The organism is Streptomyces sp. NRRL F-5727 (assembly GCF_000719555.1).
GTDB lineage: Bacteria > Actinomycetota > Actinomycetes > Streptomycetales > Streptomycetaceae > Streptomyces.
This window is the reverse complement of record NZ_JOGX01000011.1, coordinates 15,315-41,206: the sequence shown is the minus strand read 5'-3', so window position 1 is coordinate 41,206 and position 25,892 is coordinate 15,315. Positions and strand designations below refer to the sequence as shown.

The 25,892-nt window shown below is 73.7% G+C and carries 17 protein-coding genes; 9 read left to right on the top strand and 8 right to left on the bottom strand.

From position 1 onward, the window contains the following. The first annotated feature begins 146 nt into the window (after positions 1 to 146). Positions 147 to 1,172, top strand: a complete 1,026-nt coding sequence (locus IF73_RS0111060) for a 6-phosphofructokinase (RefSeq protein ID WP_031006152.1) — start codon at positions 147 to 149, stop codon at positions 1,170 to 1,172. A 66-nt stretch (positions 1,173 to 1,238) separates the two neighbouring features. Here the strand turns inward: IF73_RS0111060 and IF73_RS0111055 are convergent, their stop codons facing one another. The 3 genes from IF73_RS0111055 to IF73_RS0111040 form a co-directional block, all read right to left on the bottom strand. Beyond that, positions 1,239 to 1,847: a helix-turn-helix domain-containing protein gene (locus tag IF73_RS0111055; RefSeq protein ID WP_031006150.1), complete on the bottom strand. Its 609-nt coding sequence runs from the start codon at positions 1,845 to 1,847 to the stop codon at positions 1,239 to 1,241. Between the two features lie 199 nt (positions 1,848 to 2,046). After that, positions 2,047 to 2,736 (bottom strand): response regulator, encoded by a 690-nt coding sequence (locus tag IF73_RS0111045; protein WP_031006148.1) that lies wholly within the window; start codon positions 2,734 to 2,736, stop codon positions 2,047 to 2,049. Continuing rightward, on the bottom strand, positions 2,733 to 4,361 hold the full coding sequence (locus IF73_RS0111040; RefSeq protein ID WP_031006145.1) for a sensor histidine kinase: 1,629 nt from the start codon (positions 4,359 to 4,361) through the stop codon (positions 2,733 to 2,735). The genes IF73_RS0111045 and IF73_RS0111040 overlap by 4 nt, the downstream gene beginning before the upstream one ends. Positions 4,362 to 4,487: 126 nt before the next feature. Here IF73_RS0111040 and IF73_RS0111035 point away from each other — a divergent pair, with 126 nt between their 5' ends. The 4 genes from IF73_RS0111035 to IF73_RS0111020 all read left to right on the top strand — a co-directional run bounded on the left by IF73_RS0111035 (position 4,488) and on the right by IF73_RS0111020 (position 9,871). Then, positions 4,488 to 5,921: a cation:dicarboxylate symporter family transporter gene (locus tag IF73_RS0111035; protein ID WP_051716676.1), complete on the top strand. Its 1,434-nt coding sequence runs from the start codon at positions 4,488 to 4,490 to the stop codon at positions 5,919 to 5,921. Positions 5,922 to 6,138: 217 nt separating this feature from the next. After that, complete coding sequence (locus IF73_RS0111030; protein ID WP_031006141.1) at positions 6,139 to 7,002, top strand: nitroreductase/quinone reductase family protein; 864 nt, start codon at positions 6,139 to 6,141, stop codon at positions 7,000 to 7,002. Then, on the top strand, positions 6,999 to 7,442 hold the full coding sequence (locus IF73_RS0111025; protein ID WP_031006139.1) for a GNAT family N-acetyltransferase: 444 nt from the start codon (positions 6,999 to 7,001) through the stop codon (positions 7,440 to 7,442). The genes IF73_RS0111030 and IF73_RS0111025 overlap by 4 nt, the downstream gene beginning before the upstream one ends. Positions 7,443 to 7,636: 194 nt before the next feature. Further along, complete coding sequence (locus IF73_RS0111020) at positions 7,637 to 9,871, top strand: HelD family protein (protein WP_031006137.1); 2,235 nt, start codon at positions 7,637 to 7,639, stop codon at positions 9,869 to 9,871. On the opposite strand, the gene glgB is transcribed toward IF73_RS0111020, so the two are convergent. From glgB to IF73_RS0111000, 4 genes are all read right to left on the bottom strand, one after another. Continuing rightward, entirely contained in the window at positions 9,858 to 12,074 is a 2,217-nt protein-coding gene (gene glgB, locus IF73_RS0111015) for a 1,4-alpha-glucan branching enzyme (protein WP_037878880.1), read from the bottom strand. The two genes, IF73_RS0111020 and glgB, sit on opposite strands and share 14 nt — an antisense overlap. A 106-nt stretch (positions 12,075 to 12,180) precedes the next feature. Further along, a complete protein-coding gene (locus tag IF73_RS0111010) occupies positions 12,181 to 13,530 on the bottom strand; it encodes a maltokinase N-terminal cap-like domain-containing protein (RefSeq protein WP_031006133.1) in 1,350 nt (449 codons plus the stop codon). A gap of 224 nt (positions 13,531 to 13,754) precedes the next feature. Next, positions 13,755 to 15,449, bottom strand: a complete 1,695-nt coding sequence (treS, locus tag IF73_RS0111005) for a maltose alpha-D-glucosyltransferase (RefSeq protein WP_031006131.1) — start codon at positions 15,447 to 15,449, stop codon at positions 13,755 to 13,757. After that, a complete protein-coding gene (locus IF73_RS0111000) occupies positions 15,446 to 17,431 on the bottom strand; it encodes an alpha-1,4-glucan--maltose-1-phosphate maltosyltransferase (RefSeq protein ID WP_031006129.1) in 1,986 nt (661 codons plus the stop codon). The genes treS and IF73_RS0111000 overlap by 4 nt, the downstream gene beginning before the upstream one ends. A 364-nt stretch (positions 17,432 to 17,795) precedes the next feature. On the opposite strand from IF73_RS0111000, the gene IF73_RS0110995 reads away from it, so the two are divergent. The 4 genes from IF73_RS0110995 to IF73_RS0110980 all read left to right on the top strand — a co-directional run bounded on the left by IF73_RS0110995 (position 17,796) and on the right by IF73_RS0110980 (position 23,645). Beyond that, entirely contained in the window at positions 17,796 to 18,674 is an 879-nt protein-coding gene (locus tag IF73_RS0110995) for an AraC family transcriptional regulator (RefSeq protein WP_051716675.1), read from the top strand. 119 nt (positions 18,675 to 18,793) lie between these two features. Then, on the top strand, positions 18,794 to 21,361 hold the full coding sequence (glgP, locus tag IF73_RS0110990; protein ID WP_031006125.1) for an alpha-glucan family phosphorylase: 2,568 nt from the start codon (positions 18,794 to 18,796) through the stop codon (positions 21,359 to 21,361). Positions 21,362 to 21,442: 81 nt separating this feature from the next. Further along, entirely contained in the window at positions 21,443 to 22,111 is a 669-nt protein-coding gene (locus tag IF73_RS0110985; protein ID WP_031006123.1) for a response regulator, read from the top strand. Next, a complete protein-coding gene (locus tag IF73_RS0110980) occupies positions 22,104 to 23,645 on the top strand; it encodes a sensor histidine kinase (protein WP_031006121.1) in 1,542 nt (513 codons plus the stop codon). Before IF73_RS0110985 ends, IF73_RS0110980 begins: the two co-directional genes overlap by 8 nt. Positions 23,646 to 23,708: 63 nt before the next feature. Here the strand turns inward: IF73_RS0110980 and IF73_RS0110975 are convergent, their stop codons facing one another. Then, complete coding sequence (locus IF73_RS0110975; RefSeq protein ID WP_031006119.1) at positions 23,709 to 25,739, bottom strand: M4 family metallopeptidase; 2,031 nt, start codon at positions 25,737 to 25,739, stop codon at positions 23,709 to 23,711. Positions 25,740 to 25,892 lie beyond the last annotated feature (153 nt).

The window sequence follows — 25,892 nt, the reverse complement described above, 5'->3', positions numbered from 1 at the left end:
CGAAAGGCCCTCCCCGAGGGACGAAAGGCCCCCGTTCGGCCCCGCTCCCGGCACGCGCGGAGCGGCGGCGAACGCCCCGGACGGATCCGGCGTGTGAGAATCGAAACGGCTCAAACGGACCGCGACCGAGCAGGAGACACAGCACGATGCGCATCGGAGTCCTCACCGCAGGCGGCGACTGCCCCGGCCTGAACGCAGTGATCCGGTCGGTCGTGCACCGGGCCGTGACCAACTACGGGGACGAGGTCATCGGCTTCGAGGACGGCTACGCCGGACTCCTCGACGGCCGCTACCGCACCCTCGACCTCAACGCCGTCAGCGGCATCCTCGCCCGCGGCGGCACCATCCTCGGCTCGTCCCGCCTGGAGCGCGACCGCTTCGCCGCCGCCTGCGACAACGCCAAGGCGCTCGTGGAGAAGAGCGGCTTCGACGCCCTCATCCCGATCGGCGGCGAGGGCACCCTGACCGCCGCCCGGATGCTCTCCGACGCGGGCGTCCCGGTCGTCGGCGTCCCCAAGACCATCGACAACGACATCTCGTCGACCGACCGCACCTTCGGCTTCGACACCGCCGTCGGCGTCGCCACCGAGGCGATGGACCGGCTGAAGACCACCGCCGAGTCCCACCAGCGGGTCATGGTCGTCGAGGTGATGGGCCGGCACGCCGGCTGGATCGCGCTGGAGTCCGGCATGGCCGGCGGCGCCCACGGCATCTGCCTCCCCGAGCGCCCCTTCGACCCGGCCGACCTGGTCAAGATGGTCGAGGAGCGCTTCGCCCGCGGCAAGAAGTTCGCCGTCATCTGCGTCGCCGAGGGCGCCCACCCGGCCGAGGGCACGATGGACTACGGCAAGGGCGAGATCGACCAGTTCGGCCACGAGCGCTTCCAGGGCATCGGCACCGCCCTCGCCTACGAGCTGGAGCGGCGGCTCGGCAAGGAGGCCCGCCCGGTCATCCTCGGCCACGTCCAGCGCGGCGGCACCCCGACGGCGTACGACCGCGTCCTCGCCACCCGCTTCGGCTGGCACGCGGTGGAGGCCGTGCACCGCGGCGACTTCGGCAACATGACCGCGCTGCGCGGCACCGACGTGAAGATGGTGCCGCTGGCGGAGGCCGTCACCCAGCTGAAGACGGTCCCGGCGGACCGGATCCGGGAGGCGGAGTCGGTCTTCTGACCGCTCCCGGCACGCAGGGACGGAGGTCCCGCCCGGCGGGACCTCCGTCGTCCGTTTCCCGGGGTACTAGTGCCCCACCGCCGCCCAGAAGTGGTCGGTGATCGCCTCCAGGTACGCCCGGCCCTCGTCGCCCGTCGCCCCGGAGGCGCCCCAGCTGGACGTCGCCGCCATGTGGGCGTGGTACTCGGCGTGCAGCCGCGCCAGCGCCGGCTCCAGCACCCGCTTGGGCAGCGGCAGCATCCGCACGGCCGGCTTCACGTACGCCTGCCAGCGGGTGGTCGCCGCGTCCCGCAGCAGCTCCGCGAGGCGTCCGTCGCCGCCGGTGGCGGTGATCAGCGCCCGCGGGCCGAGGCCGAGGACCTGGGCGAGCGCGGCCGTCTGCCGTTCGGTCCCCTTCCAGCTGCCCTCGTCCTCCATCCGGCGGTACGCGTGCGCGGCGACGCCCACGTGCCGGGCGAGGTCCTCCACGGAGAGCCCGCGGGCCACCCGGTGCTCGCGCAGGGTGGAGGCGACGGCGATCAGATCGGCGGGCGAGCACCACAGGACGCCCGCGAGCGCGGTCAGCTCCTGTTCGCTCGGCGCGAGGGTGCCGCGCTCCCAGGCGGCGACGGTGTCGGGGGTGACCGGGAGGCCGTACTGGGCCCGGAGGCCGTACGCGACATGACCCGGTGCCATGCCGAGCCCCTGACGCAGGCGGCGCGCGGCCGGGGCGTCGAAGGGAGGAGAGGGATGGTGCACCACGCCACGGTAGGCGCGCGCAGTGACGGCTGGCTACGGTGCGTTCATCTGAGGCCACAGCCTGGAGGAAGGTGGGAACCGGCCGGTAATCGGGGCGTGACGTCCGGTGAGCGGACGGCGCGGGCCGGGGCGCCGGTCAGCGGCCGCCGCCGCGCCAGCGGTACTGGAGCTCCGGGCGGCCGATCTGGCCGTACTGCGGGGCGCGGACCGCCCGGCCCTCGGTGACCAGGTGCTCCAGATAGCGGCGGGCGGTGATCCGCGAGATGCCCACCGCCGCGCCCGCCTCCGCGGCGGTCAGCCCGGCCGGCGCCTCGCGCAGGGAGCGGGTGACCGACTCCAGCGTCGGACCGCTCAGCCCCTTCGGCAGGGTCGCCGGCTGCGGGGCGCGCAGCGCGGCCAGCGCCCGGTCGACCTCGTCCTGCCCGGACGCCTCGCCGGCCGCGCCCCGGAACTCGGCGTACCGGGTCAGCCGGTCCCGCAGGGTGGCGAAGGCGAAGGGCTTGAGGACGTACTGGACCACCCCGAGGGAGACCCCCTCGCGCACCACGGCCAGATCGCGCGCCGAGGTCACCGCGATGACGTCCGCCCCGTGCCCGGCGGCCCGCAGCGCCCGCAGCAGGGCGAGCCCGTAGCCGTCCGGCAGATAGAGGTCGAGCAGGATCAGGTCCACGGGCACCCGGTCGAGCAGCCGCACCGCCGCCGCCCGCGAGTGCGCCACCCCGACCACCCGGAAGCCCTCCACCCGGCCCGCGTACAGCGCGTGCGCGTCGGCGGCGACCGGGTCGTCCTCGACCACGAGCACCCGGATCTCCTGCGGCCCGTTCATCTGTCGCCTCCGGCGGGGGTACGGGGGAGGGGGACGCGGACCGTGAAGCGGGCGCCGCCCTCCGGGGCCTCGTCCACGGTGAGGGTGCCGGCCGCGCGGGTGACGGCCTGCCGGACCAGCGCCAGGCCGAGCCCGCGGCCCGGACCCCGGGTGGACCAGCCCCGGCCGAGCACCGCGTCCCGGTCGGCGGGGCGGACGCCGGGACCGCTGTCGCCGACCCGGAGCAGCAGCTCGCCGTCGCCGGAGCGGGCCGCGACCGTGACCGTCACGCGCGCGTGCGGCGTGCCGCCCGCCGCCTCCACCGCGTTGTCCACGAGATTGCCCAGCACCGTGACGAGATCCCGCGGCCCCAGCGCCGGCGGGAGCAGTCCGTCGTCGATCCGGCTGTCCTCGGTGAGGACCAGCTCCACGCCCCGCTCGTTCGCCTGCGCCGCCTTGCCGAGCAGCAGCGCCGCGAGCACCGGCTCGCCGACCGCGTCCACCACCCGGTCGGTGAGCGCCTGCGCCAGCTCCAGCTCCGCCGTGGCGAACTCCACCGCCTCGGCCACCCGCCCGAGTTCGATCAGCGACACCACCGTGTGCAGCCGGTTCGCCGCCTCGTGGGCCTGCGAGCGCAGCGCCTCCGTGAAACCCCGCTGGGAGTCCAGCTCGCCGGAGAGCGCCTGGAGTTCGGTGCGGTCCCGGAGCGTCACCACGGTGCCGCGCCGCTCCCCGCCCACCACCGGCCGGGTGTTGACGACGAGGACCCGGTCGTCGGTCAGATGGGTCTCGTCCACCCGGGGCTCCGAGGAGAGCAGCGCCCCGGTCAGCGGCGCCGGGAGCCCGAGCTCGGCCGCCGGCCGGCCGACCACCCCCTCGTCCAGGCCGAGCAGCTCGCGCGCCCCGTCGTTGATGAGCGCGATCCTGCGCCGCCCGTCGAGCATCACCAGGCCCTCCCGCACCGCGTGCAGCGCGGCCTGGTGGTAGTCGTGCATCCGGCTCAGCTCGGCGGCGTTCATCCCGTGGGTGTGCCGCCGCAGCCGCGCGTTGATCACATACGTGCCGGCGCCGCCGAGGGCGAGCGCCGCCCCCGCCATCCCGAGCAGCGCGGTCACCTGCTCCCGTACCTGCGCGCTGATCCGCTCGATGGTGATGCCCGCGCTGACCAGGGCGACCACCCGGCCGCCGGCGAGCACCGGGGTGATCGTCCGCACCGACGGGCCGAGCGTCCCCGGGTACGTCTCCGAGAAGGTCTCGCCGCGCAGCGCCGGCTCGATGTGGCCGAGGTAGTGGCGGCCGATCCGGTCCGGCTCCGGGTGCGTCCACCGCGTCCCGTCCGGCGCCATGATCACCACGAAGGCCACGTCCGCCCGCCGGCGCAGCTCCTCCGCGTACGGCTGGAGCGCGGCGGACGGGTCGGCGGTACGGACCGCCGCCACGACGGACGGCGATCCGGCCACGGCCGTCGCGGTCGCCGTGGACTGCCGGCGCGCGGTCTCCTCGGCCTGCGCCCGGTCCGTGACGTACGCGAAGACCGCGCAGCCCGCCACGACCGCGGCCATCAGCACGACCTGCATCGCGAAGAGCTGGCCGGCCAGGCTGCGGGGCCGCGGCAGGGGGAGGGGGCGGAAGGGCGGGAGACGCATGCGGCAAGTGTGCACGCCTGGATTTGCTCCGGGGCATTGCGTTCCCGAATCGTGCTCCGCGGAAGCGGGCGCGCGCGTTTCGGCCATGAACGAAACGCACGCAACGGTGACCCGGGTCACAGGCTGATGGATAGTCGCGGAGTCCACCGGGACGTGGACACCCATCAGCACGAGGAGGACCCCGTGGCCGCACGCCGGGACCGTACCCACTACCTGTATCTGGCCGTGATCGGCGCCGTCCTGCTCGGCGTCGGCGTCGGTTTCCTCGCCCCGGGCGTGGCCGTCGAGCTGAAGCCGCTGGGCACCGGCTTCGTGAACCTGATCAAGATGATGATCTCGCCGATCATCTTCTGCACGATCGTGCTGGGCGTCGGCTCGGTCCGCAAGGCCGCCAAGGTGGGTGCCGTCGGCGGTCTCGCGCTCGGCTACTTCATGGTGATGTCGACCGTCGCACTCGCGATCGGCCTCGTCGTCGGCAACCTCCTGGAGCCCGGTTCCGGCCTCCACCTCACCAAGGAGCTGGCCGAGGCCGGCGCCAAGCAGGCGGAGGGCGCGAGCGAGGGCACCGCCGACTTCCTGCTCGGGATCATCCCGACGACCCTGGTCTCCGCCTTCACCGGCGGCGAGGTCCTCCAGACCCTCCTCGTCGCCCTCCTGGCGGGCTTCGCGCTCCAGGCGATGGGCCCGGCCGGCGAGCCGGTGCTGCGCGGCATCGGCCACATCCAGCGGCTCGTCTTCCGGATCCTCTCCATGATCATGTGGGCGGCCCCGGTCGGCGCCTTCGGCGCCATCGCCGCCGTCGTCGGCGCGACCGGCCTCGACGCGCTGAAGTCGCTCGCCGTCATCATGATCGGCTTCTACGTGACCTGCGCCCTCTTCGTCTTCGTCGTCCTCGGCACGCTGCTCCGGCTGGTCGCCGGGGTCAACCTCTGGTCGCTGCTGAAGTACCTGGGCCGCGAGTTCCTGCTGATCCTCTCGACCTCCTCCTCAGAGTCCGCGCTGCCCCGCCTGATCGCGAAGATGGAGCACCTGGGCGTCTCCAAGCCCGTCGTCGGCATCACCGTCCCCACCGGCTACTCCTTCAACCTCGACGGCACCGCCATCTACCTCACGATGGCCTCGCTCTTCGTCGCCGAGGCGATGGGCGACCCGCTCTCGATCGGCGAGCAGATCTCCCTCCTCGTCTTCATGGTCATCGCATCGAAGGGCGCCGCGGGCGTCACCGGCGCCGGTCTCGCCACCCTCGCCGGCGGCCTCCAGTCGCACCGCCCCGACCTGGTCGACGGCGTCGGCCTGATCGTCGGCATCGACCGCTTCATGAGCGAGGCCCGCGCCCTCACCAACTTCGCCGGCAACGCCGTCGCCACCGTCCTCGTCGGCACCTGGACGAAGGAGATCGACCGGACGCGGGTGACCGAGGTCCTGGCGGGGAAGTTCCCCTTCGACGAGAAGAGCTTCACCGACGACCACGCGGGCCACGCCGACCACCCCGGCGACGAGCCGGCCGCCGTGCCCGACCCGCGCGACCAGGGCGAGGAGCGCGCCCGCGCCGGCGTCTGACCGCCCCGAACCTCCTCCCGGGACCCGGGCCTTGAGCCGGATCCGGGCACCGGGAGGAACCCGCCCCGCGGGAAAGGCCCTTGACACCGTCAAGGGCCTCCACGTGAGCCCTTGACACCGTCAAGGGCCTCCGCGTGAGAATGGGCGCACTCACGTCGCGTGTCGGTCCGCGCTCGAAAGCGGAGACATGGAGGCAAGAGGACAGTAGGGATGGCAGTTGCCTCTCGACTTCAACGTCAGCGTCATCGAAGAATTCCGCACCAACGCCGGTCGACTCGGCGGCCCCTTCGAGGGATGGGTGCTCCTTCTCCTCACCACCACCGGCGCCAGGTCCGGAAGAGAACACACCACCCCGCTCGGCTTCGTCGAGGACGGCGACCGGCTCCTCGTCGTCGGCTCGGCCGGCGGCTCCGACCGCCACCCGGACTGGTACCGCAACGTCCTGGTCCACCCCACCGTGACCGTCGAACGCGGCGCGGACCGCTGGCGGGCGACGGCCGTCGCCGCCACCGGCGCCGAACGGGACGCGCTCTTCGCCAAGGTCGTCGCCGCCGCCCCGGGCTACGCCGACTACCAGAAGGCCACCGACCGGGTCCTGCCCGTCGTCGTCCTCCACCGCATCCCCGACTCCGACCACACCCCGCCGGACCGGCTCGACGCCCTCGCCGACGAGCTGGTGAGGATCCACGACTGGCTGCGCGGGGAACTCGCGGCCCTCGCCGACGGCCTCGCCGCGCCGGGCGCCGCCGACCTCACGGTGGAGCTCCGCCGCCACTGCCTCACCTTCTGCGCCGGTCTCGCCCATCACCACGGCGGCGAGGACGCGGGCCTCTTCCCCTACCTGGCCCGGGAGTTCCCGGAGAAGGCCGGGGTCTTCGAGCGGCTGCGCGCCGAGCACGACACCGTCGCCCGCGCCCTGGACGGACTGCGGGAGCTGCTCGCCCGGGTCGACGAGACCGGCCCGGCGGAGCTGCGCCCCGGGTTCGACCGGCTGCGGACGGAGCTGGAGACGCACTTCGCCTACGAGGAGGCGGAGATCGTCCCGCTCCTGAGGGCGTCCGTGCCAGACTCGCCCGCATGAACCATGATCACGACGAGGCGGGTCTGACCGTCGGGGACCGCGACCCGGAGCTGTCGAAGCTCCTGGACCGGGGCCTCGACGCGTACAACTTCGCGGCCACCGGGACCACCCCCGAGGACCAGGGCGAGCTGTCCGTGCGGGCGCAGGACCCGGTGACGGGCGAGACCGTCGGCGGGCTGACCGCCTGGACCTGGGGCGGACTGCTCGGCATCGAGATGCTGTGGGTGCGCGAGGACCGCCGCCGGGACGGCTGGGGGAGCAGGCTGCTGCGCGCGGCCGAGGCCGAGGCCCGCCGGCGCGGCTGCGACCGCGCCACCGTCTCCTCCTTCACCTTCCAGGCCCCGGACTTCTACCGGCGGCACGGGTACGTGGAGACCGGCCGCACGCTCGGCATCCCGGGCGGCGCGGAGGACGTCCACTTCCACAAGAGCCTCGGCTAGGCCCTGTCCGGCTTCCGGTGCTCGGTCCCGCACCGCGCCGAAACCGCGCGACGGCACGAAAAAACCCCGGCTGAATTGACAGTCGGGGTGGTGCGGCGCCTATATTAGTGAATTCCGTGTGCTCACTCACGAGGATTCCGTGAGGAATTCATGGAGCATTTCACTAAAGGCACTGTATCGCGCTGGGAGTCGAATTGTCAACCGAGCCAATTCGGGACGAGCAGAAATTCATCACCTCGCTCTACGCGCGGCTCGACGACCTGAGGGAGCGGGCCGAGGCCGCCGTCGGCGAGGCGCTCAGGACGCCCGGGACCGGCAGCGCGCAGTCGCGCCTGGAGCGGGACGTCATGGTGGCGGAGCAGTCGGGGCTGCTCGCCGCCTTCAACGCCGGCGAGACCGGCCTCTGCTTCGGCCGGCTCGTCTTCCGGGACGGGCGCGACCACCACATCGGGCGCATCGGCCTGCGCGAGGACGACCCGCGGCGGACCCCGCTCGTCGTCGACTGGCGAGCCGACGTCGCCCGCCCCTTCTACCTCGCCACCGGCCACGAGCCGATGGGCCTCAGCCGCCGCCGGCACATCACCACCAAGGGCCGCGAGGTCGTGTCGCTCCACGACGAGGTCCTCGACCTCGCCGACCGCACCCGCTCCGGCCACGAGGGCCGGGACGCCGACGAGGTGCTGCTCGCCGCGCTCGACGCCGCCCGCACCGGCCGCATGCACGACATCGTGCAGACCATCCAGGCCGAGCAGGACGCCATCATCCGCTCCCCGCACACCGGCGTCCTGGTCGTCGAGGGCGGCCCCGGCACCGGCAAGACCGCGGTCGCCCTGCACCGCGCCGCGTACCTGCTCTACGCCCACCGCGAGCAGCTCGCCAGGCGGGCCGTCCTCATCGTCGGCCCCAACCCGGCCTTCCTCGGCTACATCGGCAACGTGCTGCCCTCGCTCGGCGAGACCGGCGTCCTGCTCGCCACCCCCGGCGAGCTGTACCCGGGCGTCCGGGCCGGCGCCGCCGACACCGCCCGCGCCGCCGCCGTGAAGGGCGACGTCCGGATGGCCGCCGCCCTGGCGGAGGCCGTACGCGACCGGCAGCAGGTCCCCGAGCGCGGCGCGCCGCTGATCGTCCCGCACGAGGACGGCGACCTGGTCATCGACTGGGACATGGCCCTGGAGGCCCGCCACAAGGCCCGCGAGACCGCCCTCCCGCACAACCTCGCCCGCCCCTACTTCGTCTTCCGGATCCTCGACGCGCTCGCCGCGCAGCTCGCCGACCGGATCGGCGCCGACCCGTACGGCGGCCCCAACTTCCTCGGCCCCGACGACATCGCCCTGCTCGCCAAGGGCATCGCCGCCAACCCCGACGTGCACGCCGCCATCGACACCCTCTGGCCGGAGCTCACCCCCGAGGAGTTCCTCGCCGACTACCTCGCCGAGCCCACCCACCTCCCCGAGGAGGACGCGGCGGCGATCCGCCGCGACGGCGGCGCCTGGACCCCGGGCGACGTGCCGCTCCTCGACGAGGCCGCCGAACTCCTCGGCCACGACGACTCCGCCGCCCGCGCCGCCCAGGAGGCCGAGCGGCAGCGCCGGGTGCAGTACGCCCAGGGCGTCCTCGACGTCTCCTTCGCCTCCCGCACCTACGAGTTCGAGGACAAGGAGGAGCTGGACGAGGACGCCTCCGAGGTGCTGTCCGCGCACGACATCATCGACGCCGAGCGGTTCGCCGAGCGGCACGAGGAGGCCGACCACCGCACCGCCGCCGAGCGGGCCGCCGCCGACCGCACCTGGGCCTTCGGCCACATCATCGTCGACGAGGCGCAGGAGCTGTCCGCGATGCAGTGGCGGCTGCTGATGCGCCGCAGCCCCACCCGCTCGATGACACTGGTCGGCGACCCCGCCCAGACCGGCGACCCGGCCGGCGTCGGCGCGTGGGACGCGATCCTCGCCCCGTACGTGCAGGACCGCTGGCAGCACGTGCGGCTCGGGGTCAACTACCGCACGCCCGCCGAGATCATGGCGGTCGCCGCCGCCGTCCGCCGGGCGGACGACCCGGCCTTCGAGCCGCCGGGCTCGGTCCGCTCCACCGGCGTCGAACCGTGGGACCGGACCGTCGAGGACCCGGTGAAGGAGACCGCCGACGCGGTCGCCGCCGAGCTCGGCGGCGAGGGCCGGATCGCCGTGATCGCCCCGCCGGAGCTGCTGCCCGGCCTGGTCGCGGCCCTCCCCGACGCCTCGTACGGCCCGAAGCCCGACCTCACCCGCCCGGTGGTCCTCCTCGACCCCCGCCAGGCGAAGGGCCTCGAGTTCGACACGGTCCTCGTCGTCGACCCGGACGGCATCCGGGCCGGCGCCACGCACGGCGTGAACGACCTGTACGTGGCGCTGACCCGGGCCACCCAGCGGCTCGGGATCGTCAGGCGGGCCTGAGCCAGACCGTCGCGAGCGGCGGCAGCGTCATCCGGACGCTCGCCGCCCGCCCGTGCCACGGCACCGACTCGGTCTTCACCGGGTCGGTGCCGACCACGTCCGAACCGCCGTACCGGGAGGCGTCCGTGTTCAGCACCTCGCCCCACGCGGCGAAGGCGTCCGGCACCCCGATCCGGTAGTCGTGCCGGACCACGGGGGAGAAGTTGCAGACGGCGAGCAGCGGCGAGCCGAAGGCGTCGTAGCGGAGGAAGGCGAGGACGTTGTCGTCCGCCGCGTCCCCGACCACCCACTCGAAGCCCTCCGGCGCGGTGTCCCGCTCCCACAGCGACGGCGTCGCCGTGTAGACCTGGTTCAGGTCCCGCACCAGGTCCCTCACGCCCCGGTGGTCGGCCTCGGCGCCGTACTCCGGATCGAGCAGCCACCACTCCGGCCCGTGGTCCGCCGACCACTCGGAACCCTGCGCGAACTCCTGCCCCATGAAGAGGAGTTGCTTGCCCGGGTGGGCCCACATGAAGCCCAGGTAGGCGCGGTGGTTGGCGCGCCGCTGCCACCAGTCGCCGGGCATCTTGGACACCAGCGCCCGCTTGCCGTGCACCACTTCGTCGTGGGAGATCGGCAGGATGTAGTTCTCGCTGTACGCGTACACCATCGAGAAGGTCATCTCGTGGTGGTGGTACTTGCGGTGCACCGGCTCCTTCTCCATGTACTGGAGCGAGTCGTGCATCCAGCCCATGTTCCACTTCATGCCGAAGCCGAGCCCGCCGAAGCCGCCCGGGCCGACCAGGTCCGTCGCCCGGGTCACCCCGTCCCAGGCGGTCGACTCCTCGGCGAAGGTCACGATGCCGGGGCAGCGGCGGTAGACGGTGGCGTTCATCTCCTGGAGGAAGGCGACCGCGTCCAGGTTCTCCCGGCCGCCGTACTCGTTCGGCAGCCACTCGCCGTACTCCCGCGAGTAGTCGAGGTAGAGCATCGACGCCACCGCGTCCACCCGCAGGCCGTCGACGTGGAACTCCTGGCACCAGTAGACCGCGTTGGCGACGAGGAAGTTCCGCACCTCCTTGCGGCCGTAGTCGAACTCCAGGGTGCCCCAGTCCGGGTGGTGCGAGCGGCGCGGATCCGCGTGCTCGTACAGCGGGCGCCCGTCGAACTCGGCCAGCGCCCAGTCGTCCTTGGGGAAGTGGGCCGGCACCCAGTCCATCAGCACGCCGATGCCGGCCCGGTGCAGCGCGTCCACCAGGTACCTGAAGTCGTCCGGGGTGCCGAGCCGGGCGGTCGGCGCGTAGAAGCCGGTGACCTGGTAGCCCCAGGAGCCGCCGAAGGGATGCTCGGTGACCGGCATGAACTCCACGTGCGTGAAGCCGAGTTCACGGACGTAAGCGGGCAGCTCCTCGGCCAGCTGGCGGTAGGTCAGGCCGGGTCGCCAGGAGGGGAGGTGGAGCTCGTAGACCGAGATCGGCGCCTCGTGCGGCGGCCGGGCCCCGCGCCGCGCCATCCACTCCTGGTCGCCCCACTCGTAGTGCGAGGCGGTGACGATCGAGGCGGTGTTCGGCGGGCACTCGGTGCGCCGGGCCATCGGGTCGGCCCGCACGGTGTGCGAGCCGTCGGGGCGGGTGATGTCGTACTTGTAGACCGCCCCCTCCCCGATGCCGGGCACGAACAGCTCCCACACGCCGGTCGAGCCGAGCGAGCGCATCGGCAGCCCGGTGCCGTCCCAGTGGACGAAGTCGCCGGTGACGCGGACGCCGCGCGCGTTCGGCGCCCAGACGGCGAAGCGGGTGCCGGACACCCCGCCGTGGGTCATCACCCGGGAGCCGAGCGCCGTCCACAGCTCCTCGTGCCGGCCCTCGCCGATCAGATGCAGGTCCAGCTCGCCGAGCGAGGGCAGGTGCCGGTACGGATCCTGGACGGCGAGCTCCGGCCCGTCGTCGTACCGCACACGGAACTCGTACGCCGGGACCTTCCGCAGCAGCGGCACCAGCGCCGAGAACAGGCCGTCGCCCTCGTGGCGCAGCTCGACCGTCCGCCCCTTCGGGAGCACGGCCGTGACCGACCGGGCCCAGGGCCGCAGCGTCCGGAGGACGACGCCGCCCTTCACCGGGTGGGCGCCGAGCAGCGCGTGCGGATCGTGGTGCTCCCCGGCGAGCAGCCGCGCGCGCTCGCCGGGGTCGATCGGGGGCGCCGTGCGGGGCGTCTTGGCGGTCACCGGAAGCCTCCTGAAACATCGAAAAGGGTACGAAATAGGCAACTCCCTCGCCGGGTGCCAGGAAACTCCGCCGAACGGGCCATCTCGCGCGCCCGGTGCCGCCCGCTCACCGGAGGGTGGCGAGGCGGTGGATGGCGGACATGGGCACGGGGAGCCAGTCCGGGCGGTGCCGGGCCTCGTAGACGACCTCGTACACCGCCTTGTCGGTCTCGTAGGCCCGCAGCAGCGCGGGATCGGTGCGGGGGTCCGCGCCGGCGACCTCGGCGTAGCCGGTGCAGTACGCGGCCCGGCAGCGGGCCGCCCAGTCGGCGTTCCACGGCCGGTGGGTGCGGGCCGCGTAGTCGAAGGAGCGGAGCATGCCGGCGACGTCGCGGACGGTCGGCTGCGGGCGGCGCCGCTCGTCGAGCGGCTTCGCCGGCTCGCCCTCGAAGTCGATGACGGCCCAGGCGCCGTCGGAGCCGCGCAGGGTCTGCCCGAGGTGCAGGTCGCCGTGGATGCGCTGCACCGTGCCGGCGCCCTCCGCGTCGCCGGCCGCCGCGAAGACGGCCCGCAGGCCGGGGACGTACGGCAGCAGCGCGGGGACGGCCTGGGCGGCGGCGTGCAGCCGCCGGTCCATCGCGGCCGCCAGGCCCTCGGTCTCGGCGCGCGGCAGCCGCTGGGTGGGCAGGGCCTCGGCGAGGGCGAGGTGGACCTCGGCGGTGGCCCGTCCGAGCGCCCGCGCCTCGGTGGCGAACTCCCGCCCCGCCGCGAGGGCGTCGAGGGCGAGCCGCCAGCCGTCGCGGGAGTCGCGCAGATACGGCTGGAGCACGCCCAGCGTCGCCGCCCCGGACTCGAACCAGGCCACCGGGGCCGGGACGCGGGCGCAGCCGGCCCGGTCGAGGGCGAGCGGCAGTTCCAGGTCCGGGTTGGCGCCGGGGCTGACCCGGCGGAAGATCTTCAGGATGTACGCGTCGCCGAAGACGAGCGAGGAGTTGGACTGTTCGCCGTCGAGGACCCGGGGGGCGAGCGCCCCGGGCAGGGCGCGGGTGGCGTGGAAGCGGAGCGGTCCGGTGCGGCCGGGGGTGCGCAGCCGCTCGTACAGGAGCCCGGCGAGGCGCGGGTCGCGCAGCCCCTCGTAGACGGCGCGGCCGGTCAGCGGGCCCTGCCGGACGCGGCCGATGAGGGCGGGGGCGAGGCGCGGCGGCAGCTGGGTCCGTACGCCGAGCAGGAGTTGGTAGCAGTCGGCGGGTTCGCCGGCCGGGCGGCCGGGCTGTTCGACCCGCAGCAGGAGGTGGAGGAGTCCGGGGCCGGGGCCGTCCAGCGGCAGCAGCTCGGTGGCCGCGTCCAGCGTGAATCCGGTGACCCGGCGGCCCTTGCCCGCGAACCAGCGCTGCCGGGGCAGCCATTCGTGGAGCAGGGGCGTCAGGGACGGAAGGAGGGCGTCCGGGGCCCGGGTGGTGGATGCGGTCTCCGGCATGGCATCGCGTCCTTTCCCCGGGGCGCGCAGTTGGCTGTCGTAGGCGTTCAAATGCGCAGATTGTCCCGGATGGCGGCTGGGGCTGTCCGGATGTGCGGGACGTGTCGGAAAGGGAAGATCCATATGGATGGACCCGGATGGGGCGGGTTCGTGTGTGGGACACAGTTCCCAGAGTGGGACGGCGGAAACCGTCCCACCCCGGCGGATCCGTAGCTGACTGAATGTCAACTCCGCTTCATCCGGAACCAGTAGAAGCCGTGCCCGGCCAGCGTCAGCAGGTACGGCAGCTCGCCGATCGCGGGGAACTCCACCCCGCCGATCAGCTCCACCGGCCGCATCCCGGCGAAGCGCCGCAGGTCCAGCTCGGTCGGCTGTGCGAACCGCGAGAAGTTGTTGACGCAGAGCACGAGATCGTCGCCGTCCTCACGGAGGAAGGCGAGCACCGACGGGTTGGACGCCGGGAGTTCGGTGTACGTGCCCGTCCCGAAGGCCCGGTTCTGCTTGCGGATCTCGATCATCCGCTTCGTCCAGTGCAGCAGCGAGGACGGCGAGGCCATCCCCGCCTCCACATTGGTCACCTGGTAGCCGTGGACCGGGTCCATGATGGCCGGCAGATAGAGCCGGCCCGGGTCGCAGGAGGAGAAGCCCGCGTTCCGGTCGGGGGTCCACTGCATCGGGGTGCGCACCCCGTCCCGGTCGCCGAGCCAGATGTTGTCGCCCATGCCGATCTCGTCGCCGTAGTACAGCACCGGCGAGCCCGGCAGCGAGAAGAGCAGCGCGGTGAACAGCTCCATCTGCTTGCGGTCGTTGTCGAGGAGCGGGGCGAGCCGCCGCCGGATGCCGATGTTGGCCCGCATCCGCGGGTCCTTGGCGTACTCGGCGTACATGTAGTCCCGCTCCTCGTCCGTGACCATCTCGAGGGTGAGCTCGTCGTGGTTGCGGAGGAAGATGCCCCACTGGCAGCCGGAGGGGATCTCCGGGGTCTTCGCCAGGATCTCGGAGACCGGGTAGCGGGACTCGCGCCGCACGGCCATGAAGATCCGCGGCATGACCGGGAAGTGGAAGGCCATGTGGCACTCGTCGCCGCCGGAGCGGAAGTCGCCGAAGTAGTCGACCACGTCCTCGGGCCACTGGTTCGCCTCGGCGAGCAGCACCGTGTCCGGGTAGTGGTCGTCGATCTCCTTCCGGACCTCCTTCAGGAAGGTGTGGGTGGCCGGCAGGTTCTCGCAGTTGGTGCCCTCCTGCTGGTACAGGTACGGCACCGCGTCCAGCCGGAAGCCGTCGATCCCCAGGTCCAGCCAGAACTTCAGCGCCGACAGGATCTCCTCCCGGACCGCCGGGTTCTCGTAGTTGAGGTCCGGCTGGTGCGAGAAGAAGCGGTGCCAGTAGTACTGCTTGCGGACCGGGTCGAAGGTCCAGTTGGAGGTCTCCGTGTCGACGAAGATGATCCGGGCGTCCGGGTACTGCTTGTCGTCGTCGGCCCAGACGTAGTAGTCGCCGTACGGTCCGTCCGGGTCGCGCCGCGACTCCTGGAACCACGGGTGCTGGTCGCTGGTGTGGTTCATGACGAAGTCGATGATCACGCGCATCCCGCGCTGGTGCGCCGCGTCCACGAACTCGACGAAGTCGGCGAGGTCGCCGAACTCGGGGAGGACCGAGGTGTAGTCGGCGACGTCGTAGCCGCCGTCGCGCAGCGGTGACTTGAAGAACGGCGGCAGCCACAGGCAGTCCACGCCGAGCCACTGGAGGTAGTCCAGCCGGGAGGTGATGCCCTTCAGGTCGCCGACGCCGTCGCCGTTGCTGTCCTGGAAGGACCGGACGAGGACCTCGTAGAAGACGGCCCGCTTGAACCAGTCGGGGTCGCGGTCCTTGGCGGGGGTGTCCTCGAAGGTGTCGGGGACGGGATCGTTGACAGTCATGAGGTGGGTGACCCTCCGGTCTGCGGGGACGGTCGCAGGACGAGCACGTGCGCGGGCGTGACGCCCGGTTCCAGGCGCACGTAGGCGTTCCTGCCCCAGTGATAGGTGGCGCCGGTGAGCTCGTCGCGCACCGGCACGGTCTCGTGCCAGCCGAGGCCGAGTTCCGGCATGTTCAACGAGACCGTCGCCTCCTGGGTGTGGTGCGGGTCGAGGTTGACGACCACCAGAACGGTGTTCGAACCCGACTTCTTGGAGTACGCGATCACCTGCGCGTTGTCGGTCGTGTGGAAGGTCAGGTTCCGCAGCCGCCGGAGCGCCGGGTGACGGCGCCGGATCCGGTTCAGCGAGGTGATCAGCGGGGTGATCGTCGCGCCCGCCCGCTCCGCCGACTCCCAGTCGCGCGGCCGGAGTTGGTACTTCTCCGAGTCGAGGTACTCCTCGCTGCCCGGGCGCAGCGGGGTGTTCTCGCACAGCTCGTACCCGGCGTAGATGCCCCAGGTCGGCGAGAGCGTCGCCGCGAGCACCGCCCGCGCCTCGAAGGCCGGCCGGCCGCCCTCCTGGAGGTAGGCGTGCAGGATGTCCGGGGTGTTCACGAAGAGGTTGGGCCGCATCTGCGCCGCCACGTCCCCGGACAGCTCCGTCAGGTACTCGGTCAGCTCGTCCTTGCTGTTCCGCCAGGTGAAGTACGTGTAGGACTGCTGGAAGCCGACGGCGCCCAGCGTCCGCATCATCGCCGGCCGGGTGAACGCCTCCGCCAGGAAGATCACGTCCGGGTCCCGGCCGTTGATCTCCCCGATCACCCGCTCCCAGAACACCACCGGCTTGGTGTGCGGGTTGTCCACCCGGAAGATCCGCACCCCGTGGTCCATCCAGTGCCGCAGCACCCGCACGGTCTCGGCGACGATGCCGTCCATGTCCTTGTCGAACGCGATCGGGTAGATGTCCTGGTACTTCTTCGGCGGGTTCTCGGCGTAGGCGATCGAGCCGTCCGCCCGGTGGTGGAACCACTCCGGGTGCTTCTCCACCCACGGGTGGTCCGGCGAGCACTGGAGCGCGAAGTCCAGCGCGATCTCCAGGCGCAGTTCACGGGCCCGGGCCACGAAGGCGTCGAAGTCCTCGATCGTGCCCAGGTCGGGGTGGACCGCGTCGTGACCGCCCTCCGGCGAACCGATCGCCCACGGCACGCCGACGTCGCTCGGCGACGCCGACAGGGCGTTGTTGGGGCCCTTGCGGTGGGTCTCGCCGATCGGGTGGATCGGCGGCAGGTAGACCACGTCGAAGCCCATCGCCGCGATGGCCGGAAGCCGTTCGGCGGCGGTCCGGAAGTTGCCCGGCACCGTACGGCCCTTGACCTTCCGCACGCCCTCCGAGCGCGGGAAGAACTCGTACCAGGAGCCGTACAGCGCCCGCTCGCGCTCCACCCGGAGCGGGAACGCCGGGGAGGCGGAGACCAGTTCGCGCAGCGGATGCCGGTCCAGCGCCTCCGTCACCTGCGGGGCGAGCGCCGCCGCGAGCCGGGCCGCCGCCGGCGTGGACGCGTCGCGCAGCGCGTCCGCCGCCGCGAGCACCGCCTCGCGCCCGCCGCCCTTCTTCGGGACGCCCTTGGCGGCCCGCTCGTGCAGCTCCGCGCCCTCGGCCAGGACGAGTTCGGAGTCGATCCCGGCCGGGATCTTGATCCTCGCCGCGTGGCGCCAGGTCGCCAGCGGGTCGCTCCACGCCTCGACGGTGTACGTCCACAGGCCCTCGGCGTCCGGGGTGACCTCGGCACCCCAGCGGTCGGAGCCCTCGGCCAGCTCGCGCATCGGGGTCCACGGCCCCGACCGGCCGGTCGGGCCGGTCAGTACGACATTGGCGGCGACCGCGTCGTGGCCCTCGCGGAAGACGGTCGCCGACACCTCGAAGGTCTCGCCGACCACCGCCTTCGCGGGGCGCCGGCCACAGTCGACCAGCGGGCGGACGTCCAGTACGGGAATACGTCCCATGAGCGGATTCACAGCATCACCTGACGGGTTACGGGGGTGCGGGTGGTGGTGCGCTCTTTCTAGCCGCGCCGGAGGCCGGGGGGAGGACGGCATCGCCGCGCCCCTCCGCGTTCACTCGGATGGCGGGCCCACAGGGATGAAGACGGGTACGGGGAGGACGGATTCGGGGGGTACCGGGGGAGCCTTGCCCAGCGAACCGGGCGGGCAATCCGGCCCTTTGTTAACTACTAGGGCGTAGGGGGCCGGGCAAGACGCGCGCCGGACACGAAACCCGCCCGGCACCCCCCGGAGGGACCCGATCTCCCGCCCGCGCTCGCTACGCTGACCGTCCGTCGTTCACCGGGTGCGGAAGGCGGCAGTTCCGATGCAGACCGAGACCGGCGGCACGCGGGCCGTCCTCCACCACGTCCTCGCCGGACGGTGCCGGCTCTCCGCCGCGGGGGTCCGCGCCCTCGAACTCGCCCCCGGAGACCTCGCCCTGCTCCCGACCGGCGCCCGCCACCACCTCACGCCGGAACCGGCCGCCGCCCCGGACACCCCGCCACCGGCCGTGCCGGACACCCCCCTGCCGACGAGCCCGCCGGGCCCCCCGGGCGCAGCACCTCCGCGGGGAGTCCCCGCCGGGCCCGCCGTCTTCGTGGTCGAACCCGGCGGGGCCGGCGCGGGCGTGCGCGTCCTGACCGTCCGCACCGGATACGGCCGCCCGGCCGCCCCGCCCCTCGCCGCCGCCCTGCCCCGCGCCCTCCGCCTCGACCGGGCCCGCGTCGAGGCCGAACCCCTGCTCCGCGACACCCTCGCCCTGCTCGCCGCCCCCGGCCGGCGCCCCGGGCCCGGCGACCGGCTGCTCGCCCTGCGGGTCCTGGAGACGGCCCTCGGTCTGGCCGCCGCGCCCCGGCCGCCGGACGGCCCGTACCACCACCCCGGCATCGGCCGCGCGATCGCCGCCATCGAGACCCGCTACGCCGAGCCCTGGACCGTGGTCACCCTCGCCCGCGAGGCCGGCATGTCCCGCTCCGCCTTCACCGCCGCCTTCCGCGAGGCCGTCGGCACACCCCCGGCCCGCCGTCTGACGGCCCGCCGGATACGGGAGGCCGCCCGGCTGCTCGCCGAGACCGGGCTCCCCCAGTCCGCCGTCCCCGCCCGCGTCGGCTACCGCAGCCGGGTCGGCTTCCACCTCGCCTTCCGCACCGCCTACGGCATGACCCCGGGGGAGTACCGGGCCGCCGCGCCCCGCCGGGTCTGAACCCCGGCGGAGGCACCGTGGCCCCGCGGCCGCCGAGCCCCTACGCTCGGTGCGGCACGCCGGACGCACAGCGTGGTGCGTCCGCTCCGTTCCGTCACCGGCCTGCGAAGGTGGGACACGTGAAGGCAATCCGTCGATTCACCGTGCGTCCTGTCCTCCCCGACACCCTTCGACCCCTCGCCGCCCTGGCGCGCAACCTGCGCTGGTCCTGGCACGAACCGACCCGCGCCCTCTTCGACTCCCTCGCCCCCGCGGGGCTCGCGGGCGCCGACCCCGTCCGCGTCCTCGGCGCCCTGGAGGCGCCCCGGCTCGCCGCGCTCGCCACCGACCGCGACTTCCTCGCCCGGCTCACCGCCGCCGCCGACGACCTCGACGCCTACCTGACCCGGCCCCGCTGGTACCAGGAGCGCGGCTCCGGCGACGGGCCCGCCGCCCTCGCCTACTTCTCGCCCGAGTTCGGCGTCGCCGCCGCCCTGCCCCAGTACTCCGGCGGGCTCGGCATCCTCGCCGGCGACCACCTCAAGTCCGCCAGCGACCTCGGCGTCCCGCTCATCGGCGTCGGACTCCTCTACCGCCACGGCTACTTCCGCCAGTCCCTCGGCCGCGACGGCTGGCAGCAGGAGCAGTACCCCGTCCTCGACCCCGGCGAACTGCCCGTCACCCTGCTCCGCGAACCCGACGGCACCCCCGCCCGGATCGCCCTCGCCCTGCCCGGCGGCCGCAGCCTCCACGCCCACCTGTGGATCGCCCAGGTCGGCCGCGTCCCGCTGCTGATGCTCGACTCGGACGTCGAGGAGAACGGCCCCGGCGAGCGGTCCGTCACCGACCGGCTCTACGGCGGCGGCAGCGAGCACCGGCTCCTCCAGGAGATGCTCCTCGGCATCGGCGGCGTCCGCGCGGTCCGCACCTACACCCGGCTCACCGGCCACCCCGAACCCGAGGTCTTCCACACCAACGAGGGCCACGCCGGCTTCCTCGGCCTCGAACGGATCCGCGAACTCCAGGGCGCGGGACTGGACTTCGACGCCGCCCTCGAAACCGTCCGGGCCGGCACCGTCTTCACCACCCACACCCCCGTCCCGGCCGGCATCGACCGCTTCGACCGCGAACTGGTCGCCCGCCACCTCGGCGACGACGGCGCCCTCCCCGGCCTCGACACCGGCCGCGTCCTCGCCCTCGGCGACGAGACCCCGCTCGGCGGCGACCCCGGCGTCTTCAACATGGCCGCCATGGGACTGCGCCTCGCCCAGCGCGCCAACGGCGTCTCCACCCTCCACGGCGCCGTCAGCCGGGAGATGTTCGCCGGACTCTGGCCCGGCTTCGACGCCGACGAGGTGCCCATCTCCTCGATCACCAACGGCGTCCACGCCCCCACCTGGACCGCCCCCGAGGTCACCCGGCTCGGCGCCGACGCCGGCGACCGCGAGCTGTGGGAGCTGCGCCGCGCCCTGCGCACCCGGCTCGTCGCCGACGTCCGGGACCGGGTACGGGCCTCCTGGCGGCAGCGCGGCGCCGCCGCCGCCGAACTCGGCTGGACCGACAGCGTCCTCGACCCCGACGTCCTCACCATCGGCTTCGCCCGCCGGGTCCCCTCGTACAAGCGGCTCACCCTGATGCTCCGCGACAAGGAGCGGCTGCGCGCCCTGCTGCTCCACCCCGAGCGGCCGGTGCAGCTGGTCGTCGCCGGCAAGGCCCACCCGGCCGACGACGGCGGCAAGAAACTCGTCCAGGAACTGGTCCGGTTCGCCGACGACCCCCGGGTCCGGCACCGGATCGTCTTCCTGCCCGACTACGGCATGGAGATGGCCCGCGGCCTCTACCCCGGCTGCGACGTCTGGCTCAACAACCCGCTGCGCCCGCTGGAGGCGTGCGGCACCAGCGGCATGAAGGCCGCCCTCAACGGCTGCCTCAACCTCTCCGTCCTCGACGGCTGGTGGGACGAGTGGTACGAGCCCGAGTTCGGCTGGGCCATCCCCACCGCCGACGGTGCCGCCGCGGCCGACGAGGAGCGCCGCGACGACCTGGAGGCCGCCGCCCTCTACGAGCTGATCGAACGCCGGGTCGCCCCCCGCTTCTACGACCGCGGCGCCGACGGCGTCCCCGCCGCCTGGACCGCCATGGTCCGCCGCACCCTCGCCGACCTCGGCCCCAAGGTGCTCGCCGACCGGATGGTCCGCGACTACGTCGAGCGGCTGTACGTCCCCGCCGCCGCGGCCCGCCGGGCGCTCACCCCCGACCGCGCCCGGGAGCTCGCCGCCTGGAAGGCCCGGGTCCGGGCGGCCTGGCCCGGTGTCTCCGTGGACCACGTGGAGATCGGCGACGACCTCGCGGAGGCCGGCGCCGAACTGGGCGCCACCCCGGTCGTCCGGGTCCGGGTCGCGCTCGGCGGCCTCGCCCCCGACGACGTGGAGGTGCAGGCGGTCACCGGCCGGGTGGACGCCGACGACACCCTCAGCGCCACCCGTACCGTCACGCTCAAACCGGCCGGCGGCCCGGACCTGGAGGGCCGGCAGCCCTACGCGGGCACCCTGGAGCTCGACCGCACCGGATCCTTCGGCTGCACGGTCCGCGTGCTGCCCGCCCACCCGCTCCTCGCCCACCCCGCCGAAACCGGCCTCGTCGCCCTGCCGGAGGAGCCCGGCGGCGAGGGCGCGGCGAACCGGGGCGCGGGAGTGCTCCTGCGGTAGCCCGCACGCCCGGGGCCCGCTTCCGGGCCCCGGGTGCCCAGGATCGGCCTGGCCCGAAGGGCACGGCCTACGCTGGAGCGCATGATCAGGGTGCTGCTCGCCGACGACGAGGCGATGATCCGTGCCGGGGTGCGGGCCATCCTCACCACCGACCCGGGGATCGAGGTGGTCGCCGAGGCGGGCGACGGCCACGAGGCCGTGGAGCTGGCCCGGCTCCACCGGCCCGACGTGGCCCTCCTCGACATCCGGATGCCCCGCCTCGACGGCCTCGCCGCCGCCGACGCGCTCCGCCGCACCCTGCCGGACACGGCGGTCGTCATGCTCACCACCTTCTCCGAGGACGACTACATCGCCCGCGCCCTCGGCGGCGGCGTCGGCGGCTTCCTCCTCAAGTCCGGCGACCCCCGCGAGCTGATCGCCGGGGTCCGCGCCGTCGCCGGCGGCGGCGCCGCCCTCTCGCCCACCGTCGCCCGCCGGGTCATCGACACCCTCGGCGGCGAGCGGCTCACCCGCGCCGCCGACGCCCGCGCCCGGCTGGCCCCGCTCACCGGCCGCGAACGCGAGGTCGTCTCGCTGCTCGCCGCCGGCTGCTCCAACCAGGAGATCGCCGCCCGCATGCACGTCGTCGAGGGCACCGTGAAGGCCCATGTGAGCGCGGTCCTGGCCCGGCTCGGCCTGCGCAACCGCGTCCAGCTCGCGGTCCTCGCCCACGAGGCCGGGCTGGTGGCGGAGGGACCGCCCGGTGCCTGAGACCTCCCCGGCGCGCCGCCGGCTCGTCGACCTGGCGCTCTGGCTGCTGCTCTCCGTCCCGGTGCTGCTCCGCTCCGACCCGAACGACGGCGGGTCCTGGCTCCACGTCGCCGCCGGGGTCACCGTGCTCGGCGGCTGCGTCGCCGTCAGCCGCCGGTGGCCGCTGCTGCCGCTCGCCGTCACCTGCGCGGCGAGCCTGCCGGCCTCGCTGGAGCTGTTCACCCCCTCGTACAGCCTCGCCCTGGTCGCCTTCGGCTATCTCGCCGGGCGCCGGCAGGACCACACCCGCGGCTCGCTCTGGCTGTTCGGCGGCGTGGCGGCGGTGGGGCTGCTGCTCACCCGGCTCACCGGCACCTCGCTCGGACCCTGGTTCACCCTGCTGCTCGCCCTCGCGCTGGCGATCGTGGCGCCCTGGCTGGTCGGCCGGTACGTGCGCCAGTACGACCGGCTGGTGCGCAGCGGCTGGGAGCTGGCGGACCGGATGGAGCGGGAGCAGGCGGCGGTCGCCGACCGGGAGCGGCTGCGGGAGCGGTCCCGGATCGCCGGGGACATGCACGACTCCCTCGGCCACGACCTGGCGCTGATCGCGGTGCGGGCGGGCGTCCTGGAGGTGGACCCCGGGCTCGGGCCGGAGCAGCAGCGGGCGGCCGGCGAGCTGCGGCGGGCGGCGGCGGAGGCGACCGAGCGGCTGCGGGACGTCGTCGGGGTGCTGCGGGAGGAGGGCGCGGGGGCCCCGACTGCGCCGGCCGACGAGACGGTCGGCGACCTGGTGGACCGGGCGCGGGCCTCGGGCCTCGACGTGACGCTCTCCGGCGAGGCGCACTCCGGCGAGGCGCACTCCGGCGTGGTGCCGGAGCTGCCGGGGATGGCGGGGCGGGCGCTGCACCGGGTGGTGCAGGAGGGGCTGACGAACGCGGCCAAGCACGCCCCGGGCGCGGCCGTCACGGTGGAGGTCCGGGAGACCGGCGAGCGGGTGACGGTACGGGTGGTCAGCGGGCCGGGCGCCGGTTCGGGGCCGCCCGCCTCCGGGGGCTCCGGCCTGGTCGGTCTCGACGAGCGGGTGCGGCTCGCGGGCGGCACGCTGACCCACGGCCCGGTGCGCGGCGGCGGGTTCGCGCTGACGGCGGTGCTCCCCCGGCGAGCGCCGGCGGCGGTGCCGGCCGCGCCGACCTCGGCCCGGGAGCTGGACCGGGCCCGGCGGCGGGTGCGCAAGGACCTGGTGCGGGCGATCTGGATCCCGCTGGCGCTGCTGGCCGCGCTGGCGGTGCTGACGGCGGGCGTCGCGGTGTGGTCGCAGTCCCGCTCGTACCTGGAGCCCGACAACTACGCGCGGCTGCTGGTCGGCCAGGCGTACGCGGAGCTCGTGGAGGACCTGCCGGACCACGCGCTGGAGCGGCTTCCCGCGGGGCTGTCGCCGGAGCCGGGGGGCGTGGACGAGTGCCGCTACTACCGGGCGACGGTCTTCGCGGAGCGTCCGGTCTACCGGCTCTGCTTCGCGGCGGGGCGGCTGGTCTCCCGGGACGAGCTGGGGTGAACGGGCGGACGCCCGGAGGGAAGGCTCCCTCCGGGCGTCCGCGCCTCGTGCGTGCCGTTCCCCTTACGGGAAGGTCAGCTTGAAGCTGTTGATGTAGCCGGTGTCGATGGACGCCTTGTCCTGGACGCGGAGCTTCCAGGTGCCGTTGGCGACCTCGGACGAGGCGTTGACCGTGTAGGTCTGGTTGATGTTGTCCGCGCTGCCGCCGGAGCGGTTGTGCAGGTTGTAGACCGAGCCGTCGGGGGCGATGAGGTCGACGACCAGGTCACCGATGTAGGTGTGGACGATGTCCACGCCGACGGAGAGGTTGCTGGGAGCGTTGCCCGTGCGACCGGTCACGTTGACCGAGGAGGTCACCGCGGCCCCGGGGGAGTCCGGGATGGAGACGTCGGCGGTGTTCTCGAAGACCGTGCCGGTGGGCGGGGTGGTGCCGGGGCGGGTGCCGACGTTGACGGCGGCCCAGGCGTGCTGGACGGCGAGGGCCTCGGGGCTGCCGGCGCCGTACAGCTCCTCGGCGGCCGCGACCGTGCCGGTGCGGGCGCCCGCGTAGTTGGTGGACGAGGTCCACTTGGTGGTGAGCGCCTTGAACCAGATCATCCGGGCCTTGTCGATCCCGATGCCGGTGACCGGCAGGCCGTCGGAGGTCGGCGAGTCGTAGGTCACGCCGTTGACGGTCTTGACGCCGCTGCCCTCGGAGAGCAGGTAGAAGAAGTGGTTCGCCGGGCCCGAGGAGTAGTGGACGTCGATCGAGCCGATGCCCGAGTACCACGCGTCCTTGGACGAGCCGTCCTTGCTGGGCTTGTCCATGTAGCGGAGCGGGGTGCCGTTGCCGCGGATGTCGATCTTCTCGCCGACGAGGTAGTCGCCCTTGTCGTTCGGGTTGTTGGCGTAGAACTCGACGGCCGCCGCGAAGATGTCGGAGGTGGCCTCGTTGAGGCCGCCGGACTCGCCGCTGTAGACGAGCTTGGCGGTGACCGAGGTGAGGCCGTGGGTCATCTCGTGGGCGGCCACGTCGATGGAGGTGAGCGGCTTGGTGTTGTTCGAGCCGTCGCCGTACGTCATGCAGAAGCAGGAGTCCTGCCAGAAGGCGTTGACGTACGCGTTGCCGTAGTGGACCCGGGAGTACGCGCCGACGCCGTCGCCGCGGATGCCGCTGCGGCCGTGCACGTTCTTGTAGTAGTCCCAGGTGAGCGCGGCGCCGTAGTGGGCGTCGGCGCCGGCCGTCTCCAGGTTGGTCGGCGTGCCGTCGCCCCAGACGTCGTCCGAGCCGGAGAAGAGCGTGCCGGTGCCGGAGGTGCCCCGGTTGAGGTTGTACGTCTTGTGGTTGCCGCGGCCGGTGTCGGTCAGCGTGTACGAGGGCGCGGTGCCGAGCGTGACCTGGCCGCTGTACTGGGTGTTGCCGGTGCCGGTGTGCACGGCCTGCCACTCGTACAGCTTGGCGCCGGACTTGGCGTCGGTGACGACGTGCAGCTCGTTCGGCGTGCCGTCGTGCTGGAGGCCGCCGACGACGGTCTCGTACGCGAGGACCGGGGCGCCGTTCTGGCCCATCCAGACGACCTTGCGCGGGGCGCGCTCGCTCTTGGTGGCCTTCGAGCCCTCGGCGGCGGCCGCGCCGACGGCCTGCTTCTCCGCGGCGGCGGGGGCGACGTCGGCCGTGAGGTCGACGTTCTTCAGCTCCGCGCGGGAGGACTTGGAGACGCCGGTGGTGGCGCCGGCCTTGGACTCGGCCACGATCAGGTCGCCGCCGAGGACCGGGAGGCCCGCGTAGGTGCGCTCGTAGCGGGTGTGGGTCGTGCCGTCGCGGTCCTGGACCACGTCGCGGACGACCAGCTTCTCCTGGGAGCCGAGGCCCAGCTCCTTGGCCGTCTCGGCCTTGTCGGCGTCGGCGGCCTTGATCAGCGCGGTGCGCTGGGCGGGGGAGAGGTCGGCGGGGAGCTTGCCCGGGTTGACCTTCCCGAGGGCCGACGCCGGGGCGGCGGCCGTGCCGAGGTTGTCGGCGGAGGCGCTGCCGGCCTGGACGCCGACGGCGATCATGGCGGCGGCGGCGATGAGCGCGCCGGTCGCGGTGGCACGGCGGCTGGGCGTGGATCTCACGCGAACTCCTTTTGCGAGGGGGGTACCGGGCCGCTGGGTGAACGGGCCGGGCGGAGCAAGCAGAGCGATGACGCACGATCGGGTGACGCGACGAACGTGATTGCGAGGAACCGGGGGGAAGACTGGCAGCTACCGGCGGTATCTGTCAGGAGC

Excerpts from the sequence above, each read along its gene's own strand:
- IF73_RS0111035 (WP_051716676.1), top strand. The coding sequence starts at position 4,488 with ATGGATAGTCGCGGAGTCCACCGGGACGTGGACACCCATCAGCACGAG.
- IF73_RS0111000 (WP_031006129.1), bottom strand. The coding sequence starts at position 17,431 with ATGGGACGTATTCCCGTACTGGACGTCCGCCCGCTGGTCGACTGTGGC.
- IF73_RS0111060 (WP_031006152.1), top strand. The coding sequence starts at position 147 with ATGCGCATCGGAGTCCTCACCGCAGGCGGCGACTGCCCCGGCCTGAAC.
- IF73_RS0111055 (WP_031006150.1), bottom strand. The coding sequence starts at position 1,847 with ATGGCACCGGGTCATGTCGCGTACGGCCTCCGGGCCCAGTACGGCCTC.
- IF73_RS0111010 (WP_031006133.1), bottom strand. The coding sequence starts at position 13,530 with ATGCCGGAGACCGCATCCACCACCCGGGCCCCGGACGCCCTCCTTCCG.
- IF73_RS0111025 (WP_031006139.1), top strand. The coding sequence starts at position 6,999 with ATGAACCATGATCACGACGAGGCGGGTCTGACCGTCGGGGACCGCGAC.
- treS (WP_031006131.1), bottom strand. The coding sequence starts at position 15,449 with ATGACTGTCAACGATCCCGTCCCCGACACCTTCGAGGACACCCCCGCC.
- IF73_RS0110995 (WP_051716675.1), top strand. The coding sequence starts at position 17,796 with ATGCAGACCGAGACCGGCGGCACGCGGGCCGTCCTCCACCACGTCCTC.
- IF73_RS0111045 (WP_031006148.1), bottom strand. The coding sequence starts at position 2,736 with ATGAACGGGCCGCAGGAGATCCGGGTGCTCGTGGTCGAGGACGACCCG.
- IF73_RS0111040 (WP_031006145.1), bottom strand. The coding sequence starts at position 4,361 with ATGCGTCTCCCGCCCTTCCGCCCCCTCCCCCTGCCGCGGCCCCGCAGC.
- IF73_RS0110985 (WP_031006123.1), top strand. The coding sequence starts at position 21,443 with ATGATCAGGGTGCTGCTCGCCGACGACGAGGCGATGATCCGTGCCGGG.